The organism is Schinkia acidoalkalinis (assembly GCF_054301215.1).
Genome location: NZ_CP182573.1, coordinates 2,079,873 through 2,106,255, shown reverse-complemented (window position 1 = coordinate 2,106,255; position 26,383 = coordinate 2,079,873). Strand labels below are relative to the sequence as shown.

General features: G+C 40.3%; 24 protein-coding genes and 1 rRNA gene. All 25 read left to right on the top strand.

Annotation, left to right across the window (positions count from 1 at the left end; translation table 11 throughout):
- The first annotated feature begins 72 nt into the window (after positions 1-72).
- Entirely contained in the window at positions 73-1,713 is a 1,641-nt protein-coding gene (locus ACNQFZ_RS11090) for a putative polysaccharide biosynthesis protein (protein ID WP_458415250.1), read from the top strand.
- A 5-nt stretch (positions 1,714-1,718) separates the two neighbouring features.
- Complete coding sequence (gene yabN, locus ACNQFZ_RS11085) at positions 1,719-3,188, top strand: bifunctional methyltransferase/pyrophosphohydrolase YabN (RefSeq protein ID WP_458415249.1); 1,470 nt, start codon at positions 1,719-1,721, stop codon at positions 3,186-3,188.
- Between the two features lie 284 nt (positions 3,189-3,472).
- On the top strand, positions 3,473-3,769 hold the full coding sequence (locus ACNQFZ_RS11080; RefSeq protein ID WP_458415368.1) for an RNA-binding S4 domain-containing protein: 297 nt from the start codon (positions 3,473-3,475) through the stop codon (positions 3,767-3,769).
- Between the two features lie 235 nt (positions 3,770-4,004).
- Positions 4,005-4,310 (top strand): sporulation protein YabP, encoded by a 306-nt coding sequence (gene yabP / locus ACNQFZ_RS11075; protein ID WP_458415248.1) that lies wholly within the window; start codon positions 4,005-4,007, stop codon positions 4,308-4,310.
- Positions 4,307-4,897, top strand: coding sequence for a spore cortex biosynthesis protein YabQ (gene yabQ / locus ACNQFZ_RS11070; RefSeq protein ID WP_458415247.1), 591 nt, complete (start codon positions 4,307-4,309; stop codon positions 4,895-4,897). The genes yabP and yabQ overlap by 4 nt, the downstream gene beginning before the upstream one ends.
- 15 nt (positions 4,898-4,912) lie before the next feature.
- Positions 4,913-5,299 (top strand): FtsB family cell division protein, encoded by a 387-nt coding sequence (locus ACNQFZ_RS11065; RefSeq protein ID WP_458415246.1) that lies wholly within the window; start codon positions 4,913-4,915, stop codon positions 5,297-5,299.
- 69 nt (positions 5,300-5,368) lie between these two features.
- A complete protein-coding gene (locus ACNQFZ_RS11060; RefSeq protein ID WP_458415245.1) occupies positions 5,369-5,803 on the top strand; it encodes a S1 domain-containing RNA-binding protein in 435 nt (144 codons plus the stop codon).
- A 251-nt stretch (positions 5,804-6,054) separates the two neighbouring features.
- Positions 6,055-6,252: a hypothetical protein gene (locus ACNQFZ_RS11055; RefSeq protein WP_458415244.1), complete on the top strand. Its 198-nt coding sequence runs from the start codon at positions 6,055-6,057 to the stop codon at positions 6,250-6,252.
- Positions 6,253-6,401: 149 nt separating this feature from the next.
- On the top strand, positions 6,402-7,685 hold the full coding sequence (locus tag ACNQFZ_RS11050; protein ID WP_458415243.1) for a Glu/Leu/Phe/Val family dehydrogenase: 1,284 nt from the start codon (positions 6,402-6,404) through the stop codon (positions 7,683-7,685).
- A 174-nt stretch (positions 7,686-7,859) separates the two neighbouring features.
- A complete protein-coding gene (gene spoIIE / locus ACNQFZ_RS11045; RefSeq protein ID WP_458415242.1) occupies positions 7,860-10,316 on the top strand; it encodes a stage II sporulation protein E in 2,457 nt (818 codons plus the stop codon).
- Positions 10,317-10,477: 161 nt separating this feature from the next.
- Entirely contained in the window at positions 10,478-11,215 is a 738-nt protein-coding gene (locus ACNQFZ_RS11040) for a VWA domain-containing protein (protein ID WP_458415241.1), read from the top strand.
- Entirely contained in the window at positions 11,190-12,227 is a 1,038-nt protein-coding gene (locus tag ACNQFZ_RS11035) for a protein kinase domain-containing protein (protein WP_458415367.1), read from the top strand. Before ACNQFZ_RS11040 ends, ACNQFZ_RS11035 begins: the two co-directional genes overlap by 26 nt.
- Positions 12,228-12,284: 57 nt before the next feature.
- Positions 12,285-13,709: a tRNA lysidine(34) synthetase TilS gene (gene tilS, locus ACNQFZ_RS11030; RefSeq protein WP_458415240.1), complete on the top strand. Its 1,425-nt coding sequence runs from the start codon at positions 12,285-12,287 to the stop codon at positions 13,707-13,709.
- A gap of 12 nt (positions 13,710-13,721) precedes the next feature.
- Positions 13,722-14,261: a hypoxanthine phosphoribosyltransferase gene (gene hpt / locus ACNQFZ_RS11025; RefSeq protein WP_458415239.1), complete on the top strand. Its 540-nt coding sequence runs from the start codon at positions 13,722-13,724 to the stop codon at positions 14,259-14,261.
- Between the two features lie 116 nt (positions 14,262-14,377).
- Positions 14,378-16,303, top strand: a complete 1,926-nt coding sequence (gene ftsH, locus ACNQFZ_RS11020) for an ATP-dependent zinc metalloprotease FtsH (RefSeq protein ID WP_458415238.1) — start codon at positions 14,378-14,380, stop codon at positions 16,301-16,303.
- An 80-nt stretch (positions 16,304-16,383) separates the two neighbouring features.
- Positions 16,384-17,172, top strand: coding sequence for a type III pantothenate kinase (locus tag ACNQFZ_RS11015; RefSeq protein ID WP_458415237.1), 789 nt, complete (start codon positions 16,384-16,386; stop codon positions 17,170-17,172).
- Complete coding sequence (gene hslO / locus ACNQFZ_RS11010; RefSeq protein WP_458415236.1) at positions 17,165-18,040, top strand: Hsp33 family molecular chaperone HslO; 876 nt, start codon at positions 17,165-17,167, stop codon at positions 18,038-18,040. The genes ACNQFZ_RS11015 and hslO overlap by 8 nt, the downstream gene beginning before the upstream one ends.
- Positions 18,041-18,181: 141 nt before the next feature.
- A complete protein-coding gene (gene cysK, locus ACNQFZ_RS11005; protein WP_458415235.1) occupies positions 18,182-19,102 on the top strand; it encodes a cysteine synthase A in 921 nt (306 codons plus the stop codon).
- Between the two features lie 127 nt (positions 19,103-19,229).
- The gene (gene pabA, locus ACNQFZ_RS11000) at positions 19,230-19,820 is read left to right on the top strand and encodes an aminodeoxychorismate/anthranilate synthase component II (RefSeq protein WP_458415234.1); all 591 of its coding nucleotides are present in this window, start codon (positions 19,230-19,232) and stop codon (positions 19,818-19,820) included.
- 112 nt (positions 19,821-19,932) lie between these two features.
- Positions 19,933-20,787: a dihydropteroate synthase gene (gene folP / locus ACNQFZ_RS10995; protein ID WP_458415233.1), complete on the top strand. Its 855-nt coding sequence runs from the start codon at positions 19,933-19,935 to the stop codon at positions 20,785-20,787.
- Positions 20,780-21,142 carry a dihydroneopterin aldolase gene (gene folB, locus ACNQFZ_RS10990; protein WP_458415232.1) on the top strand — a complete coding sequence of 121 codons (363 nt, stop codon included), beginning with the start codon at positions 20,780-20,782 and terminating at the stop codon, positions 21,140-21,142. Before folP ends, folB begins: the two co-directional genes overlap by 8 nt.
- Positions 21,139-21,636, top strand: coding sequence for a 2-amino-4-hydroxy-6-hydroxymethyldihydropteridine diphosphokinase (gene folK, locus ACNQFZ_RS10985; protein WP_458415231.1), 498 nt, complete (start codon positions 21,139-21,141; stop codon positions 21,634-21,636). The genes folB and folK overlap by 4 nt, the downstream gene beginning before the upstream one ends.
- A 13-nt stretch (positions 21,637-21,649) precedes the next feature.
- Positions 21,650-22,651 (top strand): tRNA dihydrouridine synthase DusB, encoded by a 1,002-nt coding sequence (dusB, locus tag ACNQFZ_RS10980; protein WP_458415230.1) that lies wholly within the window; start codon positions 21,650-21,652, stop codon positions 22,649-22,651.
- A 250-nt stretch (positions 22,652-22,901) separates the two neighbouring features.
- On the top strand, positions 22,902-24,389 hold the full coding sequence (lysS, locus tag ACNQFZ_RS10975) for a lysine--tRNA ligase (RefSeq protein WP_458415229.1): 1,488 nt from the start codon (positions 22,902-22,904) through the stop codon (positions 24,387-24,389).
- Between the two features lie 405 nt (positions 24,390-24,794).
- A 16S ribosomal RNA gene (locus ACNQFZ_RS10970) occupies positions 24,795-26,341 on the top strand.
- Positions 26,342-26,383: the final 42 nt, after the last annotated feature.

The window sequence follows — 26,383 nt, the reverse complement described above, 5'->3', positions numbered from 1 at the left end:
TGTCTCCTTCTTTTGTGCCATGATGTAGTGTATAATACCTTTTTGGGTGGCTATGTTGGAAGGAAGTGGGTTATGGAGAAGCACGGAATCATAAATGAAAAGCAAATATGGAAAAGCGCCCTTATTCTGACAATTGCGGGTATCATAACAAAAATATTAAGTGCCGCCTATCGAATTCCTTTTCAAAACATAGCGGGTGACATCGGATTTTATATTTATCAGCAAGTGTACCCTTTTTATGGAATTGCCATGATTTTATCTACATATGGTTTTCCTGTCGTCATATCAAAATTAATCGCTGAAAGGGCAGGGAATAAAAAAGGAGAAGCTGGTACCGTCTTGATGGTCTCCTTCGTTTTTCTTTCATTACTCTTTATTGGCCTATTTTTACTTTTATATACAGGTGCAGAAAAAATAGTTTTTCTAATGGGCGACCGAGAACTGTCTGTTCCATTAAAGGTCGTTTCTTTTTCATTTTTATTTATACCTTTTTTGTCTGTTTCACGCGGATACTTTCAAGGCCTAAATAATATGACACCAACCGCCATATCACAAATTGGCGAACAATCTGTCCGGGTAACAACCATTCTTTTGCTTTCATACCTGTTGCTCACCAGTGGATACTCCAGCTATATAGGTGGGGCGGGTGCTGTTTTTGGCTCTATTACCGGTGGCTTTTGCTCAACGCTTATTCTTATCTTTTTTTGGGTAAAAATGAATAAGGGTTATCAGCTTCATGCTACGAAACAATCATTGAAAAATAACAGCTTTGAGATCGTCAAGGCTTTAGTCGTACAAGGCTTTACGATTTGCATCAGCAGCTTGTTTTTAATACTGTTGCAATTAGTGGACGCGATGACTTTGTATTCTGGGCTTGTGGAAAGCAATCTTTATTCGGCTACTGCAGCCAAAGTAGCCAAAGGTATTTTTGACAGGGGGCAGCCGCTGATTCAATTAGGTACTGTGGTGGCCACCTCATTATCGCTCACCCTTGTTCCACTGATTTCAAGTGCAAAGGCTAGAAATGATTTTACATATATTAAAGAAAAGGTTCAATTGTCGGTACGTGTAAGTGTTGTCGTTGGTCTGGGGGCAGCATTCGGTCTAATCGCTATTATTAGACCTACGAATTATATGTTATTTACGAATATGAACGGATCGCTTGTACTATCCATACTAGCAGTGACAATTATTTTTAGCTCTATTACGATGACAGCTACGGCGATTCTACAGGGGCTAGGAAAACCCTTCGCCCCAGCCTTCTTTGTGGTCATCAGCATTTTTTGTAAAATCATTTTGAACTATTTATTCATTCCTCATTTTGGTACGGAGGGGGCTGCGCTAGCCACTGTTGTTGCTTATCTAATTGCGACTGTTTTGCATATTCGCCTATTGTCAAACCTTCTTCATATTCAGCTGTTTTCAGGCTATATAAAAAGAATTGTGTTTGCCGGAATATGGATGGTGGTTGGTTTATATGGATATCAATTCTTACTATATGAGCTTTTCCCTCTTGCACAAGAAGGCAGTCGCTTGTTGGCAACCTTTGAGTCTCTGTCAGCGGTGGTTCTTGGGGGACTTATTTATGTTGTTTTCATCGTGAAAACAAATGTGTTTTCAAATGAGGAGCTTAGTACATTACCATTTGGGAGAAAGTTAATAAAGTTGGCAAAAGGAAAAACTAAGAAACATTATTCGTTAAAGGAGGAGTGAATAGTATGGGCAACAATACAATAACGGTTATAGGCCTTGGAGCCGGTGACTTTGAACAGCTGCCAATCGGTGTTTACCGAAAAATAAAAAGTGCAGATCATCTTTATTTACGAACGAAGGAACACCCAGTTGTGAATGAATTGGAAAAGGAGGGCATCTCCTTTCAATCGTTTGATGATATTTATGAGAGACATGATAAATTTGAAGATGTCTATGATGAAATTGTTGATATCTTGGTGCAGAAGGCGAAGGATGCGGATATTACATACGCGGTGCCGGGACATCCGCTTGTAGCCGAAAGGGCAGTGAAAATGCTGTTGGAAAGAGCGGAAGAGGGTGAATTCGAGATTAAGGTGGAGGGTGGACAGAGCTTTTTAGATGCACTGTTTACAGCGCTCCAGATTGATCCGGTTGAGGGTTTTCAGTTTTTGGACGGAACGGATCTTCATGAAAGTGATTTGCAGCTAAAGCAGCATATGATTATAGGACAGGTGTATGACAGCTATATTGCCTCTTTAGTTAAGCTGGCATTGATGGAACGCCTACCTGATGATTATGAGGTTGTTATTGTTACCGCTGCGGGAAGTGAAGAGGAGGTACTGAAGCGGGTGCCTTTGTATGAGTTGGACCACGAGGCGGAATTAAGCAATTTAACGAGCATTTATGTTCCGCCTGTCCGCGATGAAGCATTATTACATGGAGAGTTTGAGTCATTGCGCAATGTGATCGCTGCATTAAGAGGCCCGAACGGCTGTCCATGGGACCGCGAGCAAACACATGAATCACTAAAAAAGTATTTAGTTGAGGAAACATATGAAGTATTAGATGCCATTGATATGGGCGATGATGATTCGCTTATTGAAGAGCTGGGGGATGTGCTTTTGCAGGTCATGCTCCATGCGCAAATTGGCGATGATGAGGGTTATTTTTCAATCAATGATGTAATTCGAGCGATTACGGAAAAAATGATTCGCAGGCATCCCCATGTTTTCGGCGAGGTTTCAGTGGATTCATCAGAGGATGTCGTGAAAAATTGGGAAGAAATCAAGCGAACTGAAAAACAAGGTGCACCCCAAAACGAATCTATTTTAGACGGAATTCCTAAAGAACTGCCAAGCCTATACAGGGCCTATGAACTTCAGAAAAAGGCAGCTAAGGTAGGCTTCGATTGGAAGGAAGTTGAGCCGATGTGGGCGAAAGTAAAAGAAGAGCTTGCCGAGTTTCAAACTGAAGTCACGGCAAAAAATAAAGAAAAGCTGCAAAAAGAATTCGGTGATATTATATTTGCGCTTGTGAATATTGCCCGCTTTTATAAAATTGACCCGGAAGAGGGCTTGCGGGCAACGAATTTTAAATTTTATAACCGTTTTCGCTTTATTGAAGAAACGGTAAAACAAAAAGGTGCTGATATCACAGCCTTGTCCCTTGAAGAATTGGATGCCATTTGGGATGAGGCGAAGAAGCACTATATTTAATTGATAATAGGCCATGTAATTTATATTTCATCAGCCGATTATTGTGACCAATCTTGATTGGACAACGTGAAAAACCAACGGTCAGATACATCCTTAAGTTTTTATGCGGACAAACACGAAAATAGTCTCACTTCCCCGAAATACCCAGATGTTTTTTCGTGTCCGCATAAAAACTTGCTTTATACCACATTAATGGATTGTCCAATCACAATTGGGAACGATATTCGGCTGATGAAATGATTATAGTACATATTTATATAGAAAAGGGTGAGTTTAACATGGATATGCGCTTGGATAAATTTTTGAAGGTATCAAGACTCATAAAAAGAAGAACATTAGCGAAGGAAGTTGCTGATCAAGGCCGCATTTCAATTAACGGTACGCAAGCAAAAGCAAGTTCAACTGTTAAAGTCGGCGATGAATTAACGATTCGATTTGGCCAAAAGCTGGTTACAGTCAAAATTGAAGCTATAAAGGATACGACGAAAAAAGAAGATGCAGCCGCTATGTACACTGTCTTAAAAGAAGAAAAAATACATAACCATGATTATGACGTTGAAGAAGACCACTCCATTTTTTAGGGGTGGTTTTTTATACTGATTAGAAGGTATAAGATTTATTGGATATCAGTATAAGAAAGGACATCGACTTCCGCCATTGTGGGCGGAAGTCGTGTCTTTCTAATTGCTTGGTCTATCCTCCTACTCCCAATCATATAGTTCAATAGAGGACTTTTATACCTTCTTTACTTCTTAAAAAGGCCAATAGTCCCTTTACAATTGCCAATTATTACTTTTAATATTAGGAGGTACATTGATGGATCATTATTATGATATGGGAAATTCAAATAAAAATGCGACCCCTCAACATGACGTAATCATGAGGGGGAGAAGGACGCTGGAAATATCGGGTGTAAAGCAAGTAGAAAGCTTCGATAATGAAGAGTTTCTCTTAGAAACAGTGATGGGCTTTTTGGTTATTCGTGGTGAAAACCTGCAAATGAAAAACCTTGATGTTGATAAAGGTGTTGTCTCAATTAAAGGAAAGGTCTCTGCATTTTCCTATATTGATGATCAACATGGGGAGAAAGCTAAAGGATTCTTTAGCAAGTTATTCAAATGAGTCTAACAATCCAGTTTAATACGATGATCGCAATGATCGTAATGGGAGCTTGGTTGGGGGCCGCACTTGATACATATGGTCGCTTTTTAAAGCGACCTAAGCGCTCCTCGTGGATTGTATTTGTAAATGATATTTTATTCTGGATTGTACAGGCCTTGCTCCTTTTTTATGTACTTCTCCGTGTGAATGAAGGGCAGCTTCGCCTTTATGTTATTCTAGCAATCTTATGCGGCTTCGCCGCCTATCAAAGCTTACTAAAAAATATTTACATGAAGGCATTAGAGGCAATCATTAAAGCAACGATTTGGACATACAGGTTTATTTATCGATTAATCATTACTTTAATTGTAAGGCCCATTAAAGGACTCATTCAATTTTTAATCATAGCGATTATTTTTCTAGGAAACGTTCTACTAAAGATTTTGAAACTGGTATTTTTAATTATATTTACGCCGATAAAGTGGATTTTGCTGATTTTGTGGCGATTTGTGCCACAAAAGTTCAAAATATTTTTTAGAAGAATAGCAGGGTTTTTCGTAATTAAGAAGAATAATATAGTAAAATGGTGGAAAAATTTCCGTGAATAAGGAGGGGAAGTTGCGATGGAACCACTGCGAAGTCGTAAAATAACAACACTTCATTCTAATTACACACATGAACAGAAAGAACAGCACCAGGAGAGAAAGAAAAAACGACGTGGTCTTTATCGCAGGCTAACACTAATGGGGCTTTTGGCAACTGCCATTGGTTACATAATGGGTTCTATTTTATTTTCACAAGGAGATGTTTTGCAGCAGAAAATGAAGGAAAAAATAGAGCTTGAGAGAAAGTATGCCGCCCTAAAACAGCAAGAGAAAGATCATCGTGCGGAAATTGTTAAGCTAAATGATGATGAATATGTAGCAAAATTAGCCCGAAATGAATATTTTCTATCAGAAGAAGGGGAGATTATTTTCAAGCTACCCAATGAGCAAAAGTCATCATATTGACCGTATTTTTTTGTTTTAGTATAATAAAATAAACTGATTTTTTATAATTCAAGGAGGAGCATTTTTTTTATGTCAATCGAAGTAGGCAGCAAGTTACAAGGAAAGGTAACAGGGATCACCAATTTTGGCGCGTTTGTAGAGCTGCCAGAAGGCTCAACAGGTCTTGTTCATATAAGTGAGGTTGCTGATAATTACGTAAAAGATATAAATGAGTTTCTTAAAGTTGGCGACGAAGTCACAGTTAAGGTTTTAAACGTTGAGAAGGATGGAAAAATTGGGTTATCAATAAAGAAGGCAAAAGAACAAGCAGAAACTGCTGGAACAGAACGCCCACAACGTCAGCAGCGCCCACGGAATTTCAAACCTGATAAGCGCAGTGGTGGAACTGTTGAGAACTTTGAGTCCAAAATGGCCCGCTTCTTAAAGGATAGTGAAGACCGTTTAGCATCATTAAAACGCCATACAGAATCCAAGCGTGGCGGCCGGGGTGCTAGAAGAGGTTAAGATTATTTATAGTTCTTGCTGCTTATGTTCATAGCAGACTTATATATACATCGTTAAAAAGGTAAGCACCCCATTGGGGTGCTTTTATTTTTTAGTCACAATTGGGTTGGGGGATACCGCTAACCTTTTATTTTGCTCATTTTTGAAATAAATTATAAAAACTTTGTTATTTTTAGAATTTTGCTTTAGCACCTGCATATAATACTAGAGATTATGAAGTTATTATAATATTTTTCAAGGAGGAAAAGAGTGTGTGGGTTGTAACGCTTTATTTGCATGACAATGTTAAAATGTATGAGTTCGAAACAGAGGAGGAGGCAAAAGAAAAGTTCGACAAACTGCAAGGCTGCAAAATCCTTTCTGAAGTGATTTATTATACTGATTTTGCAGAAGCAGATGTCATGCAAGAGCGTGATTTGGCGTTTGCACGTGAATTAGCCTTAGTATAGAAACAATCGGAAGCAAGAGAACCGGGCTCTTGCTTCCTTTTTTATGCATATAATGGATGTCTAAAATGAGTATGAGTATGAATCTGATTCGCAATACTAAACCAGAAGTTTCATTCTAGGTTAAAATATTGTGGATTAAGAGGTGCGATATGGGTACAGGCGTTGTTGAAACAAATTTAGATAAAAAGGTGGAAGAATCATTAGACTTGTTGACTTCAACACAAATTATTATTAAAGAGGCCTTGGAAAAGTTAAGTTACTCAAAAGAAATGTATGAGCTTTTAAAAGAGCCACTGCGGATGTTGACAGTACGAATTCCTGTAAGGATGGATAATGGTTCAATTAAAATGTTTACTGGATACCGCTCCCAGCATAATGATGCTGTAGGGCCAACAAAAGGTGGAGTCCGATTCCATCCAGAGGTCAATGAGGATGAGGTAAAGTCATTATCAATGTGGATGAGTTTAAAATGTGGCATTGTTGACTTGCCATACGGGGGAGGCAAAGGCGGTATCATCTGTGATCCTCGACAAATGTCGATGGGAGAACTAGAGCGTTTAAGCCGTGGTTATGTAAGAGCAATTAGTCAAATTGTAGGACCTACGAAGGATATTCCAGCTCCGGACGTCTATACAAACGCGCAAATTATGGCTTGGATGATGGATGAATATAGTCGTATCCGTGAATACGATTCACCAGGGTTCATTACCGGAAAGCCAGTTGTACTTGGCGGTTCACTAGGCAGAGATAAGGCGACAGCGCAGGGTGTTACTATATGTATCGAGGAAGCTGCGAAAAAGCGTGGTATTTCCATTGAAGGTGCTCGTGTTGTTGTTCAGGGCTTCGGAAATGCAGGAAGCTTTTTAGCAAAATTTATGCATGATTTAGGTGCTACGGTTGTTGGCATCTCAGATGCCGGTGGTGGCCTGTATGATTCTAACGGCCTTGATATTGACTATCTTTTAGATCGAAGAGATAGCTTCGGAATGGTGACCAATTTATTTAAGAATACCATTACAAATCAGGAACTACTTGAGCTTGATTGCGATATTCTTGTACCGGCGGCGATTTCCAACCAAATTACGGCGAAGAATGCCGAAAATATAAAAGCATCTATTGTTGTTGAAGCTGCAAATGGACCAACGACACTGGAAGCAACCAAAATTCTTACTGATCGTGGCGTTCTCTTGGTTCCTGACGTTTTAGCAAGTGCCGGTGGTGTGACAGTATCCTATTTTGAGTGGGTACAAAATAACCAAGGATATTATTGGACTGAAGAAGAAGTGAACGAAAAACTTCGTAAAGCACTTGTTCAAGCATTCCACAATGTTATTACTACTGCTGAGCAGCGCAAAGTCAATATGCGTCTTGCCGCATATATGGCAGGAATTAAGAAAATGGCAGAAGCTAGCCATTATAGAGGATGGGTTTAATATTGAAAGAAGCCGGGTGCTCTCCACTAGGGGCCCCGGCTTCCGTTGTTTTTGCTATGAAACATAAAAATCCGTCGAATACTTTTTTGGATTTACCCTGATGTTTTGACAAAAAAATAAAAATGATTGTGGTTTAATGAAAACAACTATTTTTAGTTAGGGGAGTGGATTGTAATGCAAAAAGTAGAGAGGGAGTTGATTTTTCAACCGCAAACCCAAGGAACAATGGAAGGCTGGTTAGAGCGCATTGGAACAAGGCTTGATCAGATCTTTATTAAAAAAGGTTTGCTGCTATTACTTGTTGGTTTTTTACTTGGACGAGCATTGATTCTAGCCAAGATTGCACCATTTGCATTACCGTTTTTTGCAGCCGTATTTTTAATGCGCAGAGAAAAAACAGGACAAGCAGCCATTGCGGTTGTACTAGGTGCACTTTCAACTTCAATTCCAAGTGCAGGTTTTACATTTGCGTCTATTTGGGCGTTCTTTATATTTTATTTGATTTTTTCTAAAGTAAGTTCAAATCAAATAAAGATGCTTCCTATTGTTGTTATGATTGCAAGTTTAGCAACAAGGCTGTCCTTAACATATGTATACAATCATGAGCTTACATATTACGATACCATGATGGGATTCGTAGAGGCCGGTTTAAGTTTTATTTTAACGCTAATTTTTATACAAAGTGTGCCATTGTTAACGGCCCGCCGCCGCAAGCAAATCTTAAAGAATGAAGAAATTATTTGTTTAATCATTCTTTTAGCTTCTGTCTTAACGGGTACGATTGGCTGGTCCTTCTATGATATTTCTGTTGAACATGTTTTATCTAGATACTTAGTGATGTTATTTGCCTTTACCGGTGGTGCAGCAATTGGGTCCACTGTTGGTGTTGTTACGGGATTAATTTTAAGTTTGGCTAATGTTGCCAGTCTATATCAAATGAGTCTTTTAGCTTTTTCCGGCCTCCTAGGAGGTTTACTAAAGGATGGTAGAAAGTTTGGCGTAGCGATTGGTTTACTGATCGGAACTTTACTAATTGGTTTATATGGTGAAGGTACGACCGACCTTCTGCCTACAATTATGGAGTCTTGTATAGCAATATTCTTGTTCTTTTTGACGCCGCAGGCTGTGATTGCCAAGATTGCGAAGTTCATTCCTGGGACGGAAGAGCATTCACAGGAACAACAGCAATATATGCGCAAAATCCGTGATGTAACAGCAAAGCGGGTGGAGCAGTTCTCAACCTTGTTCCAGGCGTTGTCCAATAGTTTCAATTACCATGGCATGGTAGGTCATGAAGATGATGATCATCGCGAAATTGATTATTTTCTGAGTAATGTAACTGAGAAAACGTGCCAGACCTGTTTCCGAAAAGCGAAATGTTGGGAAGACAACTTTACTACAACCTATGACTTTATGGTAGAAATTATGCATGAGTGTGAAACAAATTCTCCAAACGGATCGAACCGAGCATTGCAGAGGGAATGGGACAAGCATTGTGTCAAAGCTACAAGGGTCTATGAAGAAATTAAACAGGAACTTTCTTTTTATCATGCAAATCAACGGTTGAAAAAGCAGGTAAAGGAAAGCCGACGTTTGGTTGCGGACCAGTTGTTAGGCGTATCCCAAGTAATGGATGATTTTGCGAAGGAAATTCAACGGGAACGTGAAAATCACCAACATCAGGAAGAACAACTTGTTGAAGCATTGGCTGGTATGGGGATTGAGCTTGGACAAATTGATATCTATAGCTTAAAAGCCGGCAATGTAGATATTGAACTTAGTATTCCGTATTGTAATGGCACGGGTGAGGCTGAAAAGGTTATTGCACCAATGCTATCAGATATACTAGGTGAAACAATTGTCGTGAAAAAAGAGGAATGTGCACCATTTCCACATGGGTATTGCCAAGTTGCATTGGGTTCATCGAAGGCTTTTGTTGTCGAAACTGGGGTTGCCCATGCGGCGAAGGGCGGAGCATTTGTATCAGGCGATTGTTATTCAACAATTGAGCTAGGGGCAGGAAAATTTGCAATTGCCATTAGTGATGGAATGGGCAATGGTGAACGGGCATTCTTGGAAAGCAATGAAACATTAAGGCTTCTTCAGAAGATATTGCAATCCGGTATTGAAGAGAAGGTAGCAATTAAGTCGGTTAATTCGGTGTTATCGCTTAGGACGACAGATGAAATTTTTTCGACCCTTGATTTAGCGATGATTGACCTACAGGATGCAAATGTGAAATTCCTTAAAATTGGTTCATCGCCAAGCTTTATTAAAAGAGGGGATATTATTAAAAAGATTGAAGCGAGCAATTTACCAATCGGAATTATTCAAGACTTTGATGTAGATGTGGTTAGTGACCAATTTAAATCAGGCGATTTACTGATTATGATGAGTGATGGGGTATTTGAAGGGCCGTCCCATGTTGAAAATTACGATGTATGGATGAAGCGGAAATTGAAGGAAATAAACACAAACGATCCGCAAGCGATTGCAGATATTTTATTGGAAGAGGTCATTCGTACGAGCGGGCAAATTCAAGATGATATGACGGTGATTGTAGCAAAAATAAAGCATAATATTCCTAAGTGGGCGTCAATTCCAGTGCTACCAAACAAAAAGGCACAATAAAGAAATCACGGGTCCTTGATAGGGAAATAGTAATAATGAAGTTATTTCCCGGGAAAGCCAAGTGGAAAATAGGGATGAATTTACTTTTAGACTAGTATATGCGTATATTTCTTTTTTTATTCGTTAATGATGGTAATAGACCATTATTGGAGGGGATACGAATGAAAAAAGGTACGTTAAAACAAATATTACTCATTACAGACGGCTGCTCAAATTCAGGGGAGGATCCAGTTGCCATGGCGGCGCTTGCAAAGGAACAAGGGATTACAGTAAATGTAATCGGCGTAATGCTAAATGATTCCGTTGGCGCTGAAGGTCAACAGGAAATTGAGGAGATTGCTCTCGGCGGAGGCGGTATTAGCCAAGTAGTCTATGCCCAGCAGCTTTCGCAGACGGTCCAAATGGTGACAAGAAAAGCGATGACGCAGACTCTTCAGGGGGTTGTTAATTCAGAGTTAAGGCAAATACTTGGGAGTAATAGCTCAATCGAAGACTTACCACCGGAAAAACGCGGTGAGGTAATGGAAGTTGTAGATGAGCTTGGTGAAACGGTTAACTTGGAAGTGTTAATTTTGATAGATGTAAGTGGCAGTATGAGGGATAAAATACCGACGGTAAAAGAAGCTTTGTTTGACTTATCAATCAGTTTAAATTCACGAATTGGAAACAATAGTTTTTCGATGTTTACTTTTCCAGGAAAGCGAGATGAGGTTGATAAAGTACTAGATTGGACGCCGAAGCTAGATTCAATCTCAAGTGTATTCCCGAAATTAACATCAGGGGGGATTACACCAACAGGGCCTGCTATTCGTGAGGCAATCCAACACTTTTCGAAGAAGAAACCACGTTCATTAAGGAGCTTGATTTCCCGTGATGATGAATACATCGAAGAAGTCTGATTATAATATAAAAGCTGGTACAGTTATCAAGGGAAAGTGGCATCACAATAGCTATACGGTAATCAAACCACTCGGATACGGGGCAACAGGAAGTGTCTATTTAGTTGAAGGGAAGGAAGGCTTCGCTGCTTTAAAAATAAGTGCTGACGTCTCGGCGATTACTTCTGAAGTTAATGTGCTGCGGCATTTCTCCAAGGTCCAAGTCTCTCTTGGACCTTCTTTGCTTGATGTTGATGATTGGGCATCACCGGGAAAAAGGTGTGCTCTTCATTTTTATGTGATGGAGTATCTAAAAGGCACGGATTTTATCTCTTTTATCAAGAAGAATGGTGCTGAATGGCTAGGTGTCCTTGTTTTGCAATTGCTGTCGGATTTAGACAAGCTACATCAGGAGGGATGGGTCTTTGGTGATTTAAAGCCGGATAATTTACTCGTTGTCGGCCCCCCTTCAAGGGTAAGGTGGCTTGATGTAGGTGGTACTACAATCCAGGGCCGCTCCATAAAGGAGTTTACCGAGTTTTATGACCGTGGATATTGGAATTTAGGCTCAAGAAGGGCGGAACCTTCTTATGATTTATTTGCGGTAGCCATGATTATGATGAATACAGCGTATCCTACTAGATTTTCAAAAAAAGGAGAAGTGGGTGATCACTATTCACAGCTAGTTAGCGCCATCCGAAGTGCACCTTCCTTAAAAAAATATGAAGATGTTATGATGAAGGCCCTTAGGGGAAGATACAGTTCAGCACAGGAAATGAGGTATGAATTGATTGCTGTCATCAGCTCTCAAAACGGTCCTAAGAAGGTAGCTACAACATATGCAAACCATGAGAAAGCACAGTCAAGACCTCTACAGCCTCAAGCGACTGTTCAAAAGTCAAATAAAAGTGTTAGACAGCAAAAGAGAAAAATAAACAGGAGAAATAAATTCAGAGGTGTTATTGAAACGCTGATTATTGCATTTTTTTTACTTGTTGCTTACTTTCTTTATATTGCTGGACAAATACTATAATATTTTTGTTAGAATATACTATTGGAATAAATACTAATATTAAGAAGGTAGAGTAAGTTGAAGCAGGATAAAATTGAGCAGTTTATCAAACAACACAATTTATTAGCAGAGAATTCTGTCGTTGTAGTAGGTGTTTCAGGCGGCTCAGATTCGATGGCTTTGCTTCATTATTTGTGGTCGATAAAAGATAAGTGGGCTCTTACCATTATTGCAGCACATGTAGATCATATGTTCCGGGGCGAGGAGTCATATGAGGACTTACTGTTTGTAAAGGAATTTTGTAAGGAATATGAGATTCTATTCGAAGGCACTTCAATCGATGTGCCGGCCTATATCAAGGAGCACCATGTAAGTTCACAGGTTGCGGCACGCGAATGCAGGTATGATTTTTATAATAGAATTTTAGAAATGTATAATGCAGATTACTTGGCATTGGCCCACCACGCGGATGATCAGGTTGAAACGATGTTGATGCGAATGGTAAGGGGGAGTTATGGGAAAGGAGTGGCGGGAATTCCTGTAAAAAGGAGATTTAACACGGCTACAATCATCCGTCCTTTTTTATGTTTGACAAAAAAGGAAATTGAACAATATATAGATAATTTACATCTTTCTTATCGACTCGACCCAAGCAATAACAAAGATAGTTATCAGAGAAATCGGTTTAGGCATCATGTACTTCCTTTGTTAAAAGGGGAAAATCCCAACGTCTCAGAGCGGTTTCAATCCTTAAGTGAAATGTTGTTTGAGGATCAAGAGCTTTTAGAAGAATATGCAGCGAAGGAATTAGATAAGGTATTGCTTGAGAAAAAAGAGAAAAAAGTTGCTTTTAATATTCAAGAGTTTCGGAGGATACCTATTTCTTTACAAAGAAGGGGTATTCAACTAATATTAAAATATCTTTATAAAAGAATCCCTTCTAATTTAGCTACAATACATATTAATCAACTTTTAGCATTGCTTAGGTCCAAGCATCCTTCAGGTACATTGCATTTTCCAAAGGGCATGATTGTAACAAAGTCTTATAACGAATGTACATTGGCGATTGATGTGAATGAAAAGCAGTCAGCATTTTTTTCTTATTCATTATCAGTGCCGGGGGAAGTTTTTATAACAGATGATATTTCCATAAAGGCTGAATGGATTGACTGTATTCCGGAAAAAATAGACGGAATTGATTTCTTTCTATGTAATCCTGAGGAAATTGCGTTACCTTTACATATTCGCAATCGAAATACTGGCGACCGGATGACCATAAAAGGGATGAACGGGACCAAAAAGATTAAGACTATTTTTATCGATGAAAAGCTGCCACGGGACAAAAGGGATTCATGGCCAATTATTGAAGACGCAAATGGGCAAATTCTCTGGCTTCCAATGCTGAAAAAGTCGGCGTTATCCATCGGAAAACAAAAAAATGAATGTCATATTAGTCATCATTATTTATTATTACAATATATATTGTACAACAAAGAGCTCTAGGAGGAACAGGGTATGAAGCATGATATTAAAGAGGTACTACTTTCAGAAGAGGATATTCAAAAGAGGATTAAAGAGCTTGGAGCTATTTTGTCTAAGGAATATCAAGGTCGTTTTCCGTTAGTCATTGGCGTATTAAAAGGCGCGGTTGCTTTTATGAGTGATATTGTAAAAAATATGGACATCCATCTTGAAATGGATTTCATGGATGTTTCAAGCTATGGCAGCTCTACTGTTTCCTCTGGTGAGGTTAAGATTATTAAAGACTTAAATACATCAGTTGAAGGCCGGGATATCATTATTATTGAAGATATTATCGATAGCGGTCTTACCCTAAACTATCTCGTTGAACTCTTTCATTATCGAAAAGCACAATCAATTAAGATTGTGACTTTACTTGATAAACCAACAGGTCGAAAGGTTGATCTCCAAGCTGATTTAGTTGGCTTCGACGTTCCTGATGCATTCGTTGTCGGCTATGGATTAGACTTTGCGGAACGATATCGTAATCTCCCGTATATTGGTGTGTTGAAACCAGAGGTTTACCAAAATTAGTAATTGTATAGTGTAATTGAAAAATTATCCTTTTTGAATGTTAATTTGTTGTGTTTTTTTAAATGAATATGGTACCATTTACTATAGTTTGTTTGGGTCGCAGGAGGAGGTAAGTAATGAATCGGATCTTCCGTAATACAATTTTTTATTTATTAATTTTTCTAGTTGTCATTGGAGTCGTAAGTTTCTTTAATGGCACAGGTCAACAACAAGAATCACTCACATATGATCAATTCATGGCTCACCTTGAAAAGGGTGATATAAAATCTATAACCATTCAGCCGGAAAGACTGGTGTACCAAATAAAGGGCCAGCTCGACTCATATCAAGAAGGTCAATATTTCGTTTCCTATGTCCTTCAAACTGAAACAGCTGGGAACTTTTTGGAAGTAGTAAGGAAAAATGCAGCCAAGGTTGTCATTGAACCTGCTGAAGAAACGAGCGGCTGGGTCACTTTCTTTACATCGATTATTCCTTTTATCATTATCTTTATTTTGTTCTTCTTCTTGCTAAATCAAGCACAGGGTGGCGGAAGCCGTGTTATGAACTTTGGTAAGAGCAAGGCAAGGCTTTATAGTGAAGAAAAGAAAAAGGTTCGTTTTAAAGATGTTGCTGGTGCTGATGAGGAAAAACAAGAACTTGTTGAAGTTGTTGAATTTTTAAAAGACCCACGGAAGTTCGCGGCATTAGGTGCCCGTATTCCAAAAGGTGTTCTTTTAGTCGGCCCTCCGGGAACTGGTAAAACATTACTTGCCCGAGCTGTAGCCGGTGAGGCAGGAGTACCATTCTTCTCAATCAGTGGATCGGACTTTGTTGAAATGTTCGTCGGTGTCGGTGCATCACGTGTTCGTGACTTATTTGAAAACGCGAAAAAGAACGCACCATGTATTATTTTTATCGATGAAATTGATGCGGTTGGTCGTCAACGTGGCGCAGGTCTTGGCGGTGGCCATGATGAGCGTGAACAAACATTAAACCAATTGCTTGTTGAAATGGATGGTTTTGGCGCTAATGAAGGAATTATCATTATTGCTGCAACAAACCGCCCAGATATTTTAGACCCAGCCCTTCTACGTCCTGGACGATTTGACCGTCAAATTACTGTTGACAGACCGGATGTGAAAGGTCGGGAGGCTGTTTTAGCGGTACACGCACGAAATAAGCCGCTTGCTGAAAATGTGAATCTTAAAACGATTGCGTTACGCACACCTGGATTTTCAGGAGCTGATCTTGAAAACTTATTAAATGAAGCTGCACTTGTTGCTGCAAGAGCTGATAAGAAGGTGATTGCGGTAGATGATATTGATGAAGCGATTGACCGTGTCATCGCCGGTCCTGCTAAACGAAGCAGAGTAATCTCTGAAAAAGAACGCAAAATTGTTGCGTATCATGAAGCAGGGCATACGATTATTGGTGTTGTGCTTGAAGATGCGGATATGGTGCATAAGGTAACCATCGTGCCGCGCGGGCAGGCTGGTGGATATGCCGTCATGCTTCCTAAAGAAGACCGTTACTTTATGACAAAACCTGAGTTGCTTGATAAAATCACCGGGTTGCTAGGTGGTCGTGTAGCTGAGGAAATTGTCCTTGGTGATGTAAGTACCGGTGCACATAATGACTTCCAAAGAGCGACAAGTATTGCCCGGAAAATGGTAACTGAGTACGGGATGAGTGACAAGTTGGGTCCTATGCAATTTGGTCATGCATCAGGCGGTCAAGTTTTCCTTGGTCGTGATATCAACAATGAGCAAAATTATAGTGATGCGATTGCCCATGAAATTGATATGGAAATCCAACGCATTATTTTAGAATGCTATGATAAGGCAAAGAGAATTTTAACAGAGTACTCTGAGCAGCATCATTTAATTGCGAAGACACTTCTTGAAATTGAAACATTGGATGCTGAACAAATTAGACATTTATTTGATCATGGAACACTTCCTGATGGCAGCACTCCAAAAGAAGAAACTGCAAAAGACGATATGATTGTTAATATCAATAAGAAAAATGATGATAACGATAAAGATAAAGATAAAGAGTAATAAATAGGATGCCTATATGGCATCCTATTTTGGCTCATATTTGAAAGCGTTGTTAAAAAACTTATATTTAGGGTGATTATATGATTTTCGTATTTGATGTGGGGAACACAAACACAGTATTAGGTGTTTTTGAAGGAGAAAAGTTAAAACACCATTGGCGTATTGAAACGAGCAGGCATAAAACAGAAGATGAATATGGAATGATTATTAAGGAATTATTTACACATGTTGGGATCAAATCAAGTGATATTAGCGGTATTATTATCTCATCTGTTGTGCCGCCGATTATGTTTTCACTTGAAAGAATGTGTGAAAAGTACTTTCATATTACGCCGATGGTTGTAGGTCCTGGTATTAAAACAGGGCTGAACATTAAGTATGATAATCCTAAAGAGGTTGGTGCAGACCGGATTGTCAATGCAGTCGCGGGCATACACCTATACGGGGCGCCGCTAATTATTGTTGATTTCGGAACAGCCACAACATATTGCTACATCGATGAGGACAAGCAGTATATGGGGGGAGCTATTGCCCCGGGAATTAATATATCAACAGAGGCCCTTTATACAAAGGCAGCTAAACTTCCTCGTATTGAAATTGCCCGTCCAAATGGAATCGTTGGTAAAAATACAGTCCATGCAATGCAGGCTGGTATTTTATTTGGTTATGTTGGTCAGGTTGAGGGTATTGTAAAAAGGATGAAAGACCAGGCTGTTATTGAGCCAAAGGTAATCGCAACAGGAGGATTAGCATCACTGATTGCCAAGGAATCCGATATTATTGATATTGTTGATCCATTCTTAACATTAACCGGCTTGCAACTAATATTTGCCCGTAATCAAGCTGAAAGGAGCAAAATGGATGTCTGATTATTTAATAAAAGCATTGGCTTATGATGGCCAAGTAAGAGCATATGGAATCAATTCAACAGAGACTGTGGCTGAGGGCCAAAGGCGCCATGATACATGGGCTACTGCATCTGCGGCATTGGGAAGGGCGATGACTGCATCAACAATGATGGGAGCGATGTTAAAAGGGGACGATAAAATTACGGTGAAAATCGAAGGTGGCGGACCCATCGGTGCCATTTTAGTTGATGCCAATGCTAAAGGTGAAGTGCGTGGCTATGTGTCAAACCCCCATGTTGATTTTGAATTAAACGAACGTGGAAAGCTAGACGTTGCTAGGGCGGTCGGCAATGCTGGCTTTTTATCTGTTGTTAAAGATTTAGGGATGAGGGAACATTTTACGGGCCAAGTACCGCTCGTGTCGGGTGAATTAGGGGAGGACTTTACATATTATTTTGCTTCATCTGAACAAGTGCCGTCTGCTGTCGGGGTTGGTGTTTTGGTGAATCCGGACCACTCTATTTTAGCTGCCGGCGGCTTTATTATTCAACTGCTGCCTGGGACAAGTAATGAAACAATTGATGAAATTGAGAAGCGAATTAATTCAATCCCACCTATTTCAAAGTTGATTCAGGAAGGCTTAACGCCGGAAGAAATTTTAGAGAAGCTTTTGGGGGACATCAAGATTCTTGAAAAGATGCCAGTTGCTTTTACATGCAGTTGTTCAAAGGAAAGACTGGAGAATGCAATTGTAAGTTTAGGATCGGATGAAATTAAGGCAATGATTGAAGAGGATGGCAAAGCGGATGCACATTGCAACTTTTGCAATGAACACTATCATTTCACAAAAGAAGAATTAGAAGAGCTCTTGCAAAGAACAAAACATTAGTGGTGGGTTCGTTTGTTAGTGGTTAGGGATTGCGGAAAATGTAGAAGTAAATGGATTGACAATTGTCAGAAAAATTGATACGGTTTAATTATAAAAAAGCATAAAAGCCAATAAAATTACTCGGAATTGGAGATGTTGGAAATGCGTGTAGCGAATTCTGTTGTTGAATTAATTGGATTTACACCCATTGTAAAACTTAATCGATTAGCTGATGAAAACGGTGCAGATGTATATGTTAAATTAGAGTATATGAATCCTGGTAGTAGTGTAAAAGACCGGATCGCATTAGCTATGGTTGAAGCTGCTGTTGAAAAGGGCGATTTAAAAGAAGGCGACACCATTATCGAACCAACAAGCGGCAACACTGGTATCGGCCTAGCGATGGTGGCAGCTGCAAAAGGCTTTAAAGCAATTCTTGTTATGCCTGATACAATGAGTTTGGAAAGACGTAATCTATTACGTGCTTATGGTGCTGAGCTTGTCTTAACACCAGGGGCGGAAGGTATGAAAGGTGCTATTGCTAAAGCGGAGCAACTGGCAAAGGAAAATGGCTATTTCATGCCACAACAATTCGATAATGAAGCAAATCCGCAAGTTCATCGTGAAACAACAGGAAAGGAAATCGCTGAACAAATGGATCAATTGGATGCCTTTGTAGCAGGAATCGGCACAGGTGGCACAATTACAGGTGCTGGTGAAGTTCTGAAAGAAAGATTCCCTGGTATTAAAGTTGTTGCTGTTGAACCAACAGATTCACCGATCTTATCAGGAGGGAAGCCGGGCCCTCATAAAATCCAAGGAATTGGCGCCGGCTTTGTCCCATCTGTTCTAAATACAAATGTTTATGATGAAGTCAAAAAGATTGATAATGAGGAAGCATTTGAGCATGCACGCCGCGCAGGTCGTGAAGAGGGCATTCTATGCGGAATTTCCGCTGGTGCAGCAATTGCGGCTGCATTAAAGGTTGCAAAAGAATTAGGCAAAGGGAAGAAAGTTCTTGCTATTTTACCTGATAACGGAGAGCGCTATTTAAGTACTGCTCTATACCAGTTTGAAGACTAAAACGAAAAAAACAGTCCTTTTTAGAATTAGGACTGTTTTTTTGTTATAAAGTTTATTACAATTATATGGAAACGTGGAAAAAAAGTAATGAGATGAGCTTAGAAAATGTTGAGTAGAGGTGAGCGTAGTGATTTTAATGATTGATAATTATGATTCATTCACGTTTAATTTAGTTCAGTTTTTGGGAGAATTGGGTCAGGAGCTTGTTGTAAAACGAAATGACGAGATTAGCACCGAGGAAATTGCGGAGATGAATCCAGACGTTTTAATGATTTCGCCGGGTCCATGTACTCCAAATGAAGCAGGAATTAGCCTGGACGCGATTCGAACATTTGCCGGAAAGATTCCAATCTTTGGGGTTTGTTTAGGACATCAAGCGATTGCGCAAGTATTCGGTGGTGACGTTGTTCGTGCAGAACACCTAATGCATGGAAAGACTTCTGAGATTTATCATGATGGAAAAACGGTTTTTGAAGATTTACCGCAGCCTTTTAGTGCAGCCAGATACCATTCTTTAATTGTAAAAAGAGAAACTCTTCCAGATTGTTTTGAAATATCAGCTTGGACAGAGGACGATGAAATCATGGCCATTCGCCATAAAGAACTGCCAATTGAGGGAGTACAATTTCATCCTGAATCCATTATTACCTCATATGGAAAAGAAATGCTTCTAAATTTTATCGAAACATATGATAAAAAAGGATCAGCAGTGTCATAAATAGATAATGCGTGGGAAAAAGTTGAAGTAGAATGTAGTGTAGACCAGATGCTTAAAGCAAATGGTCTTTCACTGTTTATATACATAGATACATGGAAAGGGTTTGAAGGGAATGACAGCAACGAAGCCTTTGTACATAACATGTGGTGATAAGAGGCTGGATATGAACAGCAAAACGTGGATCATGGGGATCCTCAATGTTACGCCTGACTCATTTTCAGATGGGGGCCGCTATAATAATCTACATGATGCTATAGAGCAAGCAGAACGGATGGTAGGTGATGGAGCCGATATTATCGATATTGGTGGTGAGTCTACGAGACCTGGTTATGTTAAAATTAGTGATGAAGAAGAAATTGGCCGGGTTGTACCTGTTATTAAGACACTTAAAGAGAGATTGGAGCAGCCACTATCGATTGATACATATAAATCAGCTGTTGCCAAACATGCAGTAGAAGCCGGTGCTGATATTATTAATGATATATGGGGAGCAAAGGCCGACCCAAAAATTGCCGAGGTAGCGGCGTATTACAATACTCCAATTATCCTAATGCATAACAGAGATAATACCAACTATCAAAACTTTTTAAAAGAGTTTATCTCAGATTTGCGGGAAAGTATTGCAATTGCCAAGCAGGCAGGTGTACCAGATGAAAACATTATTCTCGATCCGGGCTTCGGTTTTGCCAAAGACTATGAGCAAAGTTTAGAGCTTATGCGAAATCTGAACCTTTTAGTAGATATGGGTTACCCGGTATTACTAGCAACATCAAGAAAAAGATTTATCGGTACAGCTTTAGATTTACCAGTTAATGAAAGGCTTGAAGGAACAGGCGCAACGGTCTGCCTTGGTATTGAAAGGGGCTGCCATATGGTCAGAGTCCATGATGTCAAAGAGATTACGAGAATGGCAAGAATGATGGATGCAATGCTAGGTAAACCGGGAGCGGTGGTGACACATGGATAAAATTTATGTTACTAAAATGGAGTTCTATGGGTACCATGGGGTTTTACCTGAAGAAAATCGGCTTGGCCAGCGCTTTATTGTTGATCTAGCTTTGGAACTGGAATTGAAAAATGCTGGTCAAACAGATGACCTTAATGAGACTGTAAATTATGCTGATGTATATGCACTCACACAAGAAATTGTGGAAGGTGCGCCTTATAAGTTGATTGAAACAGTAGCAGAGCAATTAGCACAAGCACTATTAACGTCCTTTCCAAAGGTTGCCTTTTGCACGGTTAAAATCATAAAGCCTGATCCACCTATAAAAGGGCACTATGAATCGGTGGCAGTTGAAATTCGAAGGGGAAGAGTATGAATAATATTGCTTATATCTCGCTAGGTACAAACCAAGGAAATCGCGAGAGGTTTTTAAAGTCTGCAATAAAAATGTTGGAAAGCCACCCGCAAATAGCATTGAGTGACGTTTCGTCTATTTATGAAACAGAGCCAGTAGGCTTTACCGAACAACCGAAATTTCTTAATATGGTTGTTAAGTTGACCACTTCTTTGTCAGCCTTTGAATTGCTAGAACTAACGCAAAAAATAGAGAATGAACTTGGTAGAAAAAGGGTCATTCACTGGGGCCCACGGACGATAGACCTTGACATTTTGCTTTATAATAACGACAATATAAAGTCGGAGCAACTAAGTGTTCCACATCCACGTATGTTCGAAAGGGCTTTTGTCATCATTCCTTTGCTTGAGATTGACCATGAGCTCGTAACACTTTATAAAATTGATGTTGAATCATTGCAAAAAGATCAAGGTATATATTTTTACGCGAATGCGGGTAATGTACTGCAAGAGTAAAGAGGTGTCTGTAATGTTTAAAATAGGCGATGTTGAATTAAAAAACCAAGTGGTTTTAGCGCCAATGGCCGGCGTCTGCAATGCTGCCTTCCGTTTAACCGTGAAGGAATTTGGAGCTGGACTTGTTTGTGCAGAAATGGTAAGCGATAAAGCGATTTTATATAAAAATGAAAAAACCCTGGACATGCTTTATATTGATGAGCGTGAAAAGCCTTTAAGCCTCCAAATATTTGGCGGTGAAAAAGAAACGCTGGTTGAGGCTGCTAAATTTGTGGAGAAAAATACAACAGCTGATATTATTGATATCAATATGGGCTGCCCGGTACCGAAAATTACAAAAAACGACGCCGGTGCAAAATGGCTGCTTGATCCTAATAAGATTTATGAAATGGTAGCGGCTGTTGTTGATGCAGTTGAAAAGCCGGTTACGGTAAAGATGCGAATGGGTTGGGATGAAGACCATATTTACGCAATTGAGAATGCAAAAGCAGTTGAGCGTGCCGGAGGAAAAGCAGTCTCTTTGCATGGCCGTACGCGTGTACAAATGTACGAAGGAACTGCCAACTGGGATATTATAAAACAAGTCAAAGAGGCTGTGAATATACCGGTTATCGGTAATGGTGATGTTAAAACTCCAGAGGATGCCAAAAGAATGCTGGACATAACCGGCTGTGATGGCGTAATGGTAGGCCGAGCGGCGCTTGGTGACCCTTGGATGATTTATCGGACGGTCCATTACCTCGAAACGGGTGAGTTAATGGCTCCGCCATCTCCTGAAGAAAAAATTAAAGTATGTATGCTTCATGCTGACCGCTTAATTAAGCTTAAGGGTGAAAAAATAGGCATTATGGAAATGAGAAAGCATGCAGCTTGGTATTTGAAAGGGCTCCGGGGAAATGCTAAGGCCCGTAATGCAATAAATGAGTGTGTGACAAGAGCAGAATTAGAGTCTTTGTTGCAGGATTATATTGCATATCTTGATCAAAAATTTGATGAAGGTGTTCAGGTAGGATAAAGTAAGGCTAGAATTAATGGGGATTTGCCCGGATAAAGCAATTTGACACAACAGTGTCTCTGCCATATAATACCCATGAGATTATTTTTCTGTCCGATACTGCCAGTACCCACTGGCAGTTTTTTATATTAGCCTTTTTTATTCATGAATTGTGTTGTGAAATTTTGTAGTTTAAGGTTAATTAAGAGTCTTGTTTTGATTAACTTTTACATAAAACTAACTTTACAGAAAATGATGTGGAGATGATGATATGAGTCATGAAGAATTAAATGATCAGTTAATAGTGAGACGTGAAAAGTTAGAGCAGCTTCGTGATAAAGGAATTGACCCGTTCGGAAAGCGGTTTGAGAGAAGTGATACAACTAAAAGTTTAAAAGAACAATATGATCAGCTTACAAAAGAAGAACTTGAAGAAAAAGCGGCAGCGGCTTCTATTGCAGGACGCATTATGACAAAGCGCGGCAAAGGAAAAGCTGGATTTGCGCATATTCAAGATTTACATGGACAATTTCAAATTTACGTACGCCAAGATGCGATTGGTGAAGAGCAATATGACCTTTTTAAAAAAGCTGACCTTGGTGATATTATTGGCGTAAGCGGGGATGTAATTAGAACAAATGCAGGAGAATTATCAATTAAGGTAAAAGAATTTACGTTCCTATCAAAGGCTCTTAGACCATTACCAGATAAGTTCCATGGTTTAAAAGATATTGAACAGCGTTATCGTCAACGCTATCTTGATTTAATTACAAGCATGGAGAGTAGAGAAACGTTCGTAACTAGAAGTAAGATTTTGCAATCTATGCGCCGTTACCTAGATGACCATGGCTATCTTGAGGTTGAAACACCAATGATGCATGCGATTGCCGGTGGAGCAGCTGCGAAACCGTTTATTACACATCATAACGCATTGGATATGCAATTGTATATGCGGATTGCCATCGAATTACATTTAAAACGCCTTATTGTTGGTGGATTGGAAAAAGTCTATGAGATTGGCCGTGTCTTCCGTAATGAAGGTATATCTACCCGTCATAACCCAGAATTCACTATGATTGAACTATATGAGGCATATGCTGATTTCCAAGATATTATGAACCTTACGGAAAATCTAGTTGCCCATGTTGCCCAAGATGTTCTAGGAACAACTACTGTTCAATATGGAGATTATGAGATAAATCTTGAACCTAAGTGGACTCGTCTACATATGTTGGATGCTATTAAAGAGTACGTTGGTGTCGATTTCTGGAGGGAAATGAGCGATGAAGAAGCGCGTGCGCTTGCTAAAGAGCACAACATCGAGATAAAGGACAATATGACATATGGCCATATCGTGAATGAGTTCTTTGAACAAAGAGTTGAGGATAAATTAATTCAGCCAACCTTTATTTATGGACATCCAGTGGAAATATCACCATTAGCAAAGAAAAACGCGGAAGATGAGCGCTTCACAGACCGCTTCGAGCTATTTATTGTCGCTAGAGAACATGCCAATGCCTTTACTGAGCTTAATGATCCAATCGATCAAAAGGAAAGATTTGAAGCACAATTAAAAGAAAGAGAAGCAGGAAATGACGAAGCCCATATGATGGACGAAGATTATATTGAAGCAATGGAATACGGAATGCCTCCAACAGGTGGGTTAGGAATTGGTATCGACCGTTTGGTTATGTTATTAACAAATTCACCTTCAATTAGAGATGTGTTGCTATTCCCGTTAATGCGCCATAGAGATTAATAATAGATTAATGATGTATGTGGACTGCCATAATGTGTCGATTTAAAATTGCGATACGTTAAAGGTGGTCCTTATTTAATAGTTTGAGAAAAAGTACTTGACCATTGTTTCTAAAGCTGGTATATTATTAAACGTTGTCACAAAAAAGCTTTTCGATAAGTTTAAAAAAAGTTGACAATGAAAAGTGGAATTGATATATTATGAAAGTCGCTATTAAAAATAGTGTCGAAAAAAGAATAAAAATGCTGTTGACTTCTGTGAAAAGATGCGATATAATAAAAAATGTCGCTAAAAGTTAACGACAAGAAAAATGATCTTTGAAAACTAAACAAAATGTCAAGCGTGCAAATAAAGTTGAACCTTTGAGTTTAACACAAGTCAGTTTAATTTTGAGCAATCAAACACTTTTTGGAGAGTTTGATCCTGGCTCAGGACGAACGCTGGCGGCGTGCCTAATACATGCAAGTCGAGCGGATGACAAGGAGCTTGCTCCTTTGATTCAGCGGCGGACGGGTGAGTAACACGTGGGCAACCTGCCTGTAAGACTGGGATAACTTCGGGAAACCGGAGCTAATACCGGATAACTCATGAGACCACATGGTCTTATGATAAAAGATGGTTTCGGCTATCACTTACAGATGGGCCCGCGGCGCATTAGCTAGTTGGTGAGGTAACGGCTCACCAAGGCGACGATGCGTAGCCGACCTGAGAGGGTAATCGGCCACACTGGGACTGAGACACGGCCCAGACTCCTACGGGAGGCAGCAGTAGGGAATCTTCCGCAATGGACGAAAGTCTGACGGAGCAACGCCGCGTGAGCGATGAAGGCCTTCGGGTCGTAAAGCTCTGTTGTTAGGGAAGAACAAGTATCAGTTAACTGCTGGTACCTTGACGGTACCTAACGAGAAAGCCACGGCTAACTACGTGCCAGCAGCCGCGGTAATACGTAGGTGGCAAGCGTTGTCCGGATTTATTGGGCGTAAAGCGCGCGCAGGCGGTTCTTTAAGTCTGATGTGAAAGCCCCCGGCTCAACCGGGGAGGGTCATTGGAAACTGGGGAACTTGAGTGCAGAAGAGAAGAGCGGAATTCCACGTGTAGCGGTGAAATGCGTAGAGATGTGGAGGAACACCAGTGGCGAAGGCGGCTCTTTGGTCTGTAACTGACGCTGAGGCGCGAAAGCGTGGGGAGCAAACAGGATTAGATACCCTGGTAGTCCACGCCGTAAACGATGAGTGCTAAGTGTTGGAGGGTTTCCGCCCTTCAGTGCTGCAGCTAACGCATTAAGCACTCCGCCTGGGGAGTACGGTCGCAAGACTGAAACTCAAAGGAATTGACGGGGGCCCGCACAAGCGGTGGAGCATGTGGTTTAATTCGAAGCAACGCGAAGAACCTTACCAGGTCTTGACATCCTCTGACAATCCTAGAGATAGGACTTTCCCTTCGGGGACAGAGTGACAGGTGGTGCATGGTTGTCGTCAGCTCGTGTCGTGAGATGTTGGGTTAAGTCCCGCAACGAGCGCAACCCTTGTCCTTAGTTGCCAGCATTCAGTTGGGCACTCTAGGGAGACTGCCGGTGACAAACCGGAGGAAGGTGGGGATGACGTCAAATCATCATGCCCCTTATGACCTGGGCTACACACGTGCTACAATGGATGGTACAAAGGGAAGCAAGACCGCGAGGTGGAGCCAATCCCATAAAGCCATTCTCAGTTCGGATTGTAGGCTGCAACTCGCCTACATGAAGCCGGAATCGCTAGTAATCGCGGATCAGCATGCCGCGGTGAATACGTTCCCGGGCCTTGTACACACCGCCCGTCACACCACGAGAGTTTGTAACACCCGAAGTCGGTGGGGTAACCTTTTGGAGCCAGCCGCCTAAGGTGGGACAGATGATTGGGGTGAAGTCGTAACAAGGTAGCCGTATCGGAAGGTGCGGCTGGATCACCTCCTTTCTAAGGATAATAAGGTACGCTTCGACATTTTGTTTAGTTTTG

What these genes read in the sequence shown, in the direction of transcription:
- ACNQFZ_RS11090 (WP_458415250.1), top strand. Translation starts at nt 73, where the DNA reads ATGGAGAAGCACGGAATCATAAATGAAAAGCAAATATGGAAAAGCGCC.
- yabN (WP_458415249.1), top strand. Translation starts at nt 1,719, where the DNA reads ATGGGCAACAATACAATAACGGTTATAGGCCTTGGAGCCGGTGACTTT.
- ACNQFZ_RS11080 (WP_458415368.1), top strand. Translation starts at nt 3,473, where the DNA reads ATGCGCTTGGATAAATTTTTGAAGGTATCAAGACTCATAAAAAGAAGA.
- yabP (WP_458415248.1), top strand. Translation starts at nt 4,005, where the DNA reads ATGGATCATTATTATGATATGGGAAATTCAAATAAAAATGCGACCCCT.
- yabQ (WP_458415247.1), top strand. Translation starts at nt 4,307, where the DNA reads ATGAGTCTAACAATCCAGTTTAATACGATGATCGCAATGATCGTAATG.
- ACNQFZ_RS11065 (WP_458415246.1), top strand. Translation starts at nt 4,913, where the DNA reads ATGGAACCACTGCGAAGTCGTAAAATAACAACACTTCATTCTAATTAC.
- ACNQFZ_RS11060 (WP_458415245.1), top strand. Translation starts at nt 5,369, where the DNA reads ATGTCAATCGAAGTAGGCAGCAAGTTACAAGGAAAGGTAACAGGGATC.
- ACNQFZ_RS11050 (WP_458415243.1), top strand. Translation starts at nt 6,402, where the DNA reads ATGGGTACAGGCGTTGTTGAAACAAATTTAGATAAAAAGGTGGAAGAA.
- spoIIE (WP_458415242.1), top strand. Translation starts at nt 7,860, where the DNA reads ATGCAAAAAGTAGAGAGGGAGTTGATTTTTCAACCGCAAACCCAAGGA.
- ACNQFZ_RS11040 (WP_458415241.1), top strand. Translation starts at nt 10,478, where the DNA reads ATGAAAAAAGGTACGTTAAAACAAATATTACTCATTACAGACGGCTGC.
- ACNQFZ_RS11035 (WP_458415367.1), top strand. Translation starts at nt 11,190, where the DNA reads ATGATGAATACATCGAAGAAGTCTGATTATAATATAAAAGCTGGTACA.
- hpt (WP_458415239.1), top strand. Translation starts at nt 13,722, where the DNA reads ATGAAGCATGATATTAAAGAGGTACTACTTTCAGAAGAGGATATTCAA.
- ftsH (WP_458415238.1), top strand. Translation starts at nt 14,378, where the DNA reads ATGAATCGGATCTTCCGTAATACAATTTTTTATTTATTAATTTTTCTA.
- ACNQFZ_RS11015 (WP_458415237.1), top strand. Translation starts at nt 16,384, where the DNA reads ATGATTTTCGTATTTGATGTGGGGAACACAAACACAGTATTAGGTGTT.
- hslO (WP_458415236.1), top strand. Translation starts at nt 17,165, where the DNA reads ATGTCTGATTATTTAATAAAAGCATTGGCTTATGATGGCCAAGTAAGA.
- cysK (WP_458415235.1), top strand. Translation starts at nt 18,182, where the DNA reads ATGCGTGTAGCGAATTCTGTTGTTGAATTAATTGGATTTACACCCATT.
- folP (WP_458415233.1), top strand. Translation starts at nt 19,933, where the DNA reads ATGACAGCAACGAAGCCTTTGTACATAACATGTGGTGATAAGAGGCTG.
- folB (WP_458415232.1), top strand. Translation starts at nt 20,780, where the DNA reads ATGGATAAAATTTATGTTACTAAAATGGAGTTCTATGGGTACCATGGG.
- folK (WP_458415231.1), top strand. Translation starts at nt 21,139, where the DNA reads ATGAATAATATTGCTTATATCTCGCTAGGTACAAACCAAGGAAATCGC.
- dusB (WP_458415230.1), top strand. Translation starts at nt 21,650, where the DNA reads ATGTTTAAAATAGGCGATGTTGAATTAAAAAACCAAGTGGTTTTAGCG.
- lysS (WP_458415229.1), top strand. Translation starts at nt 22,902, where the DNA reads ATGAGTCATGAAGAATTAAATGATCAGTTAATAGTGAGACGTGAAAAG.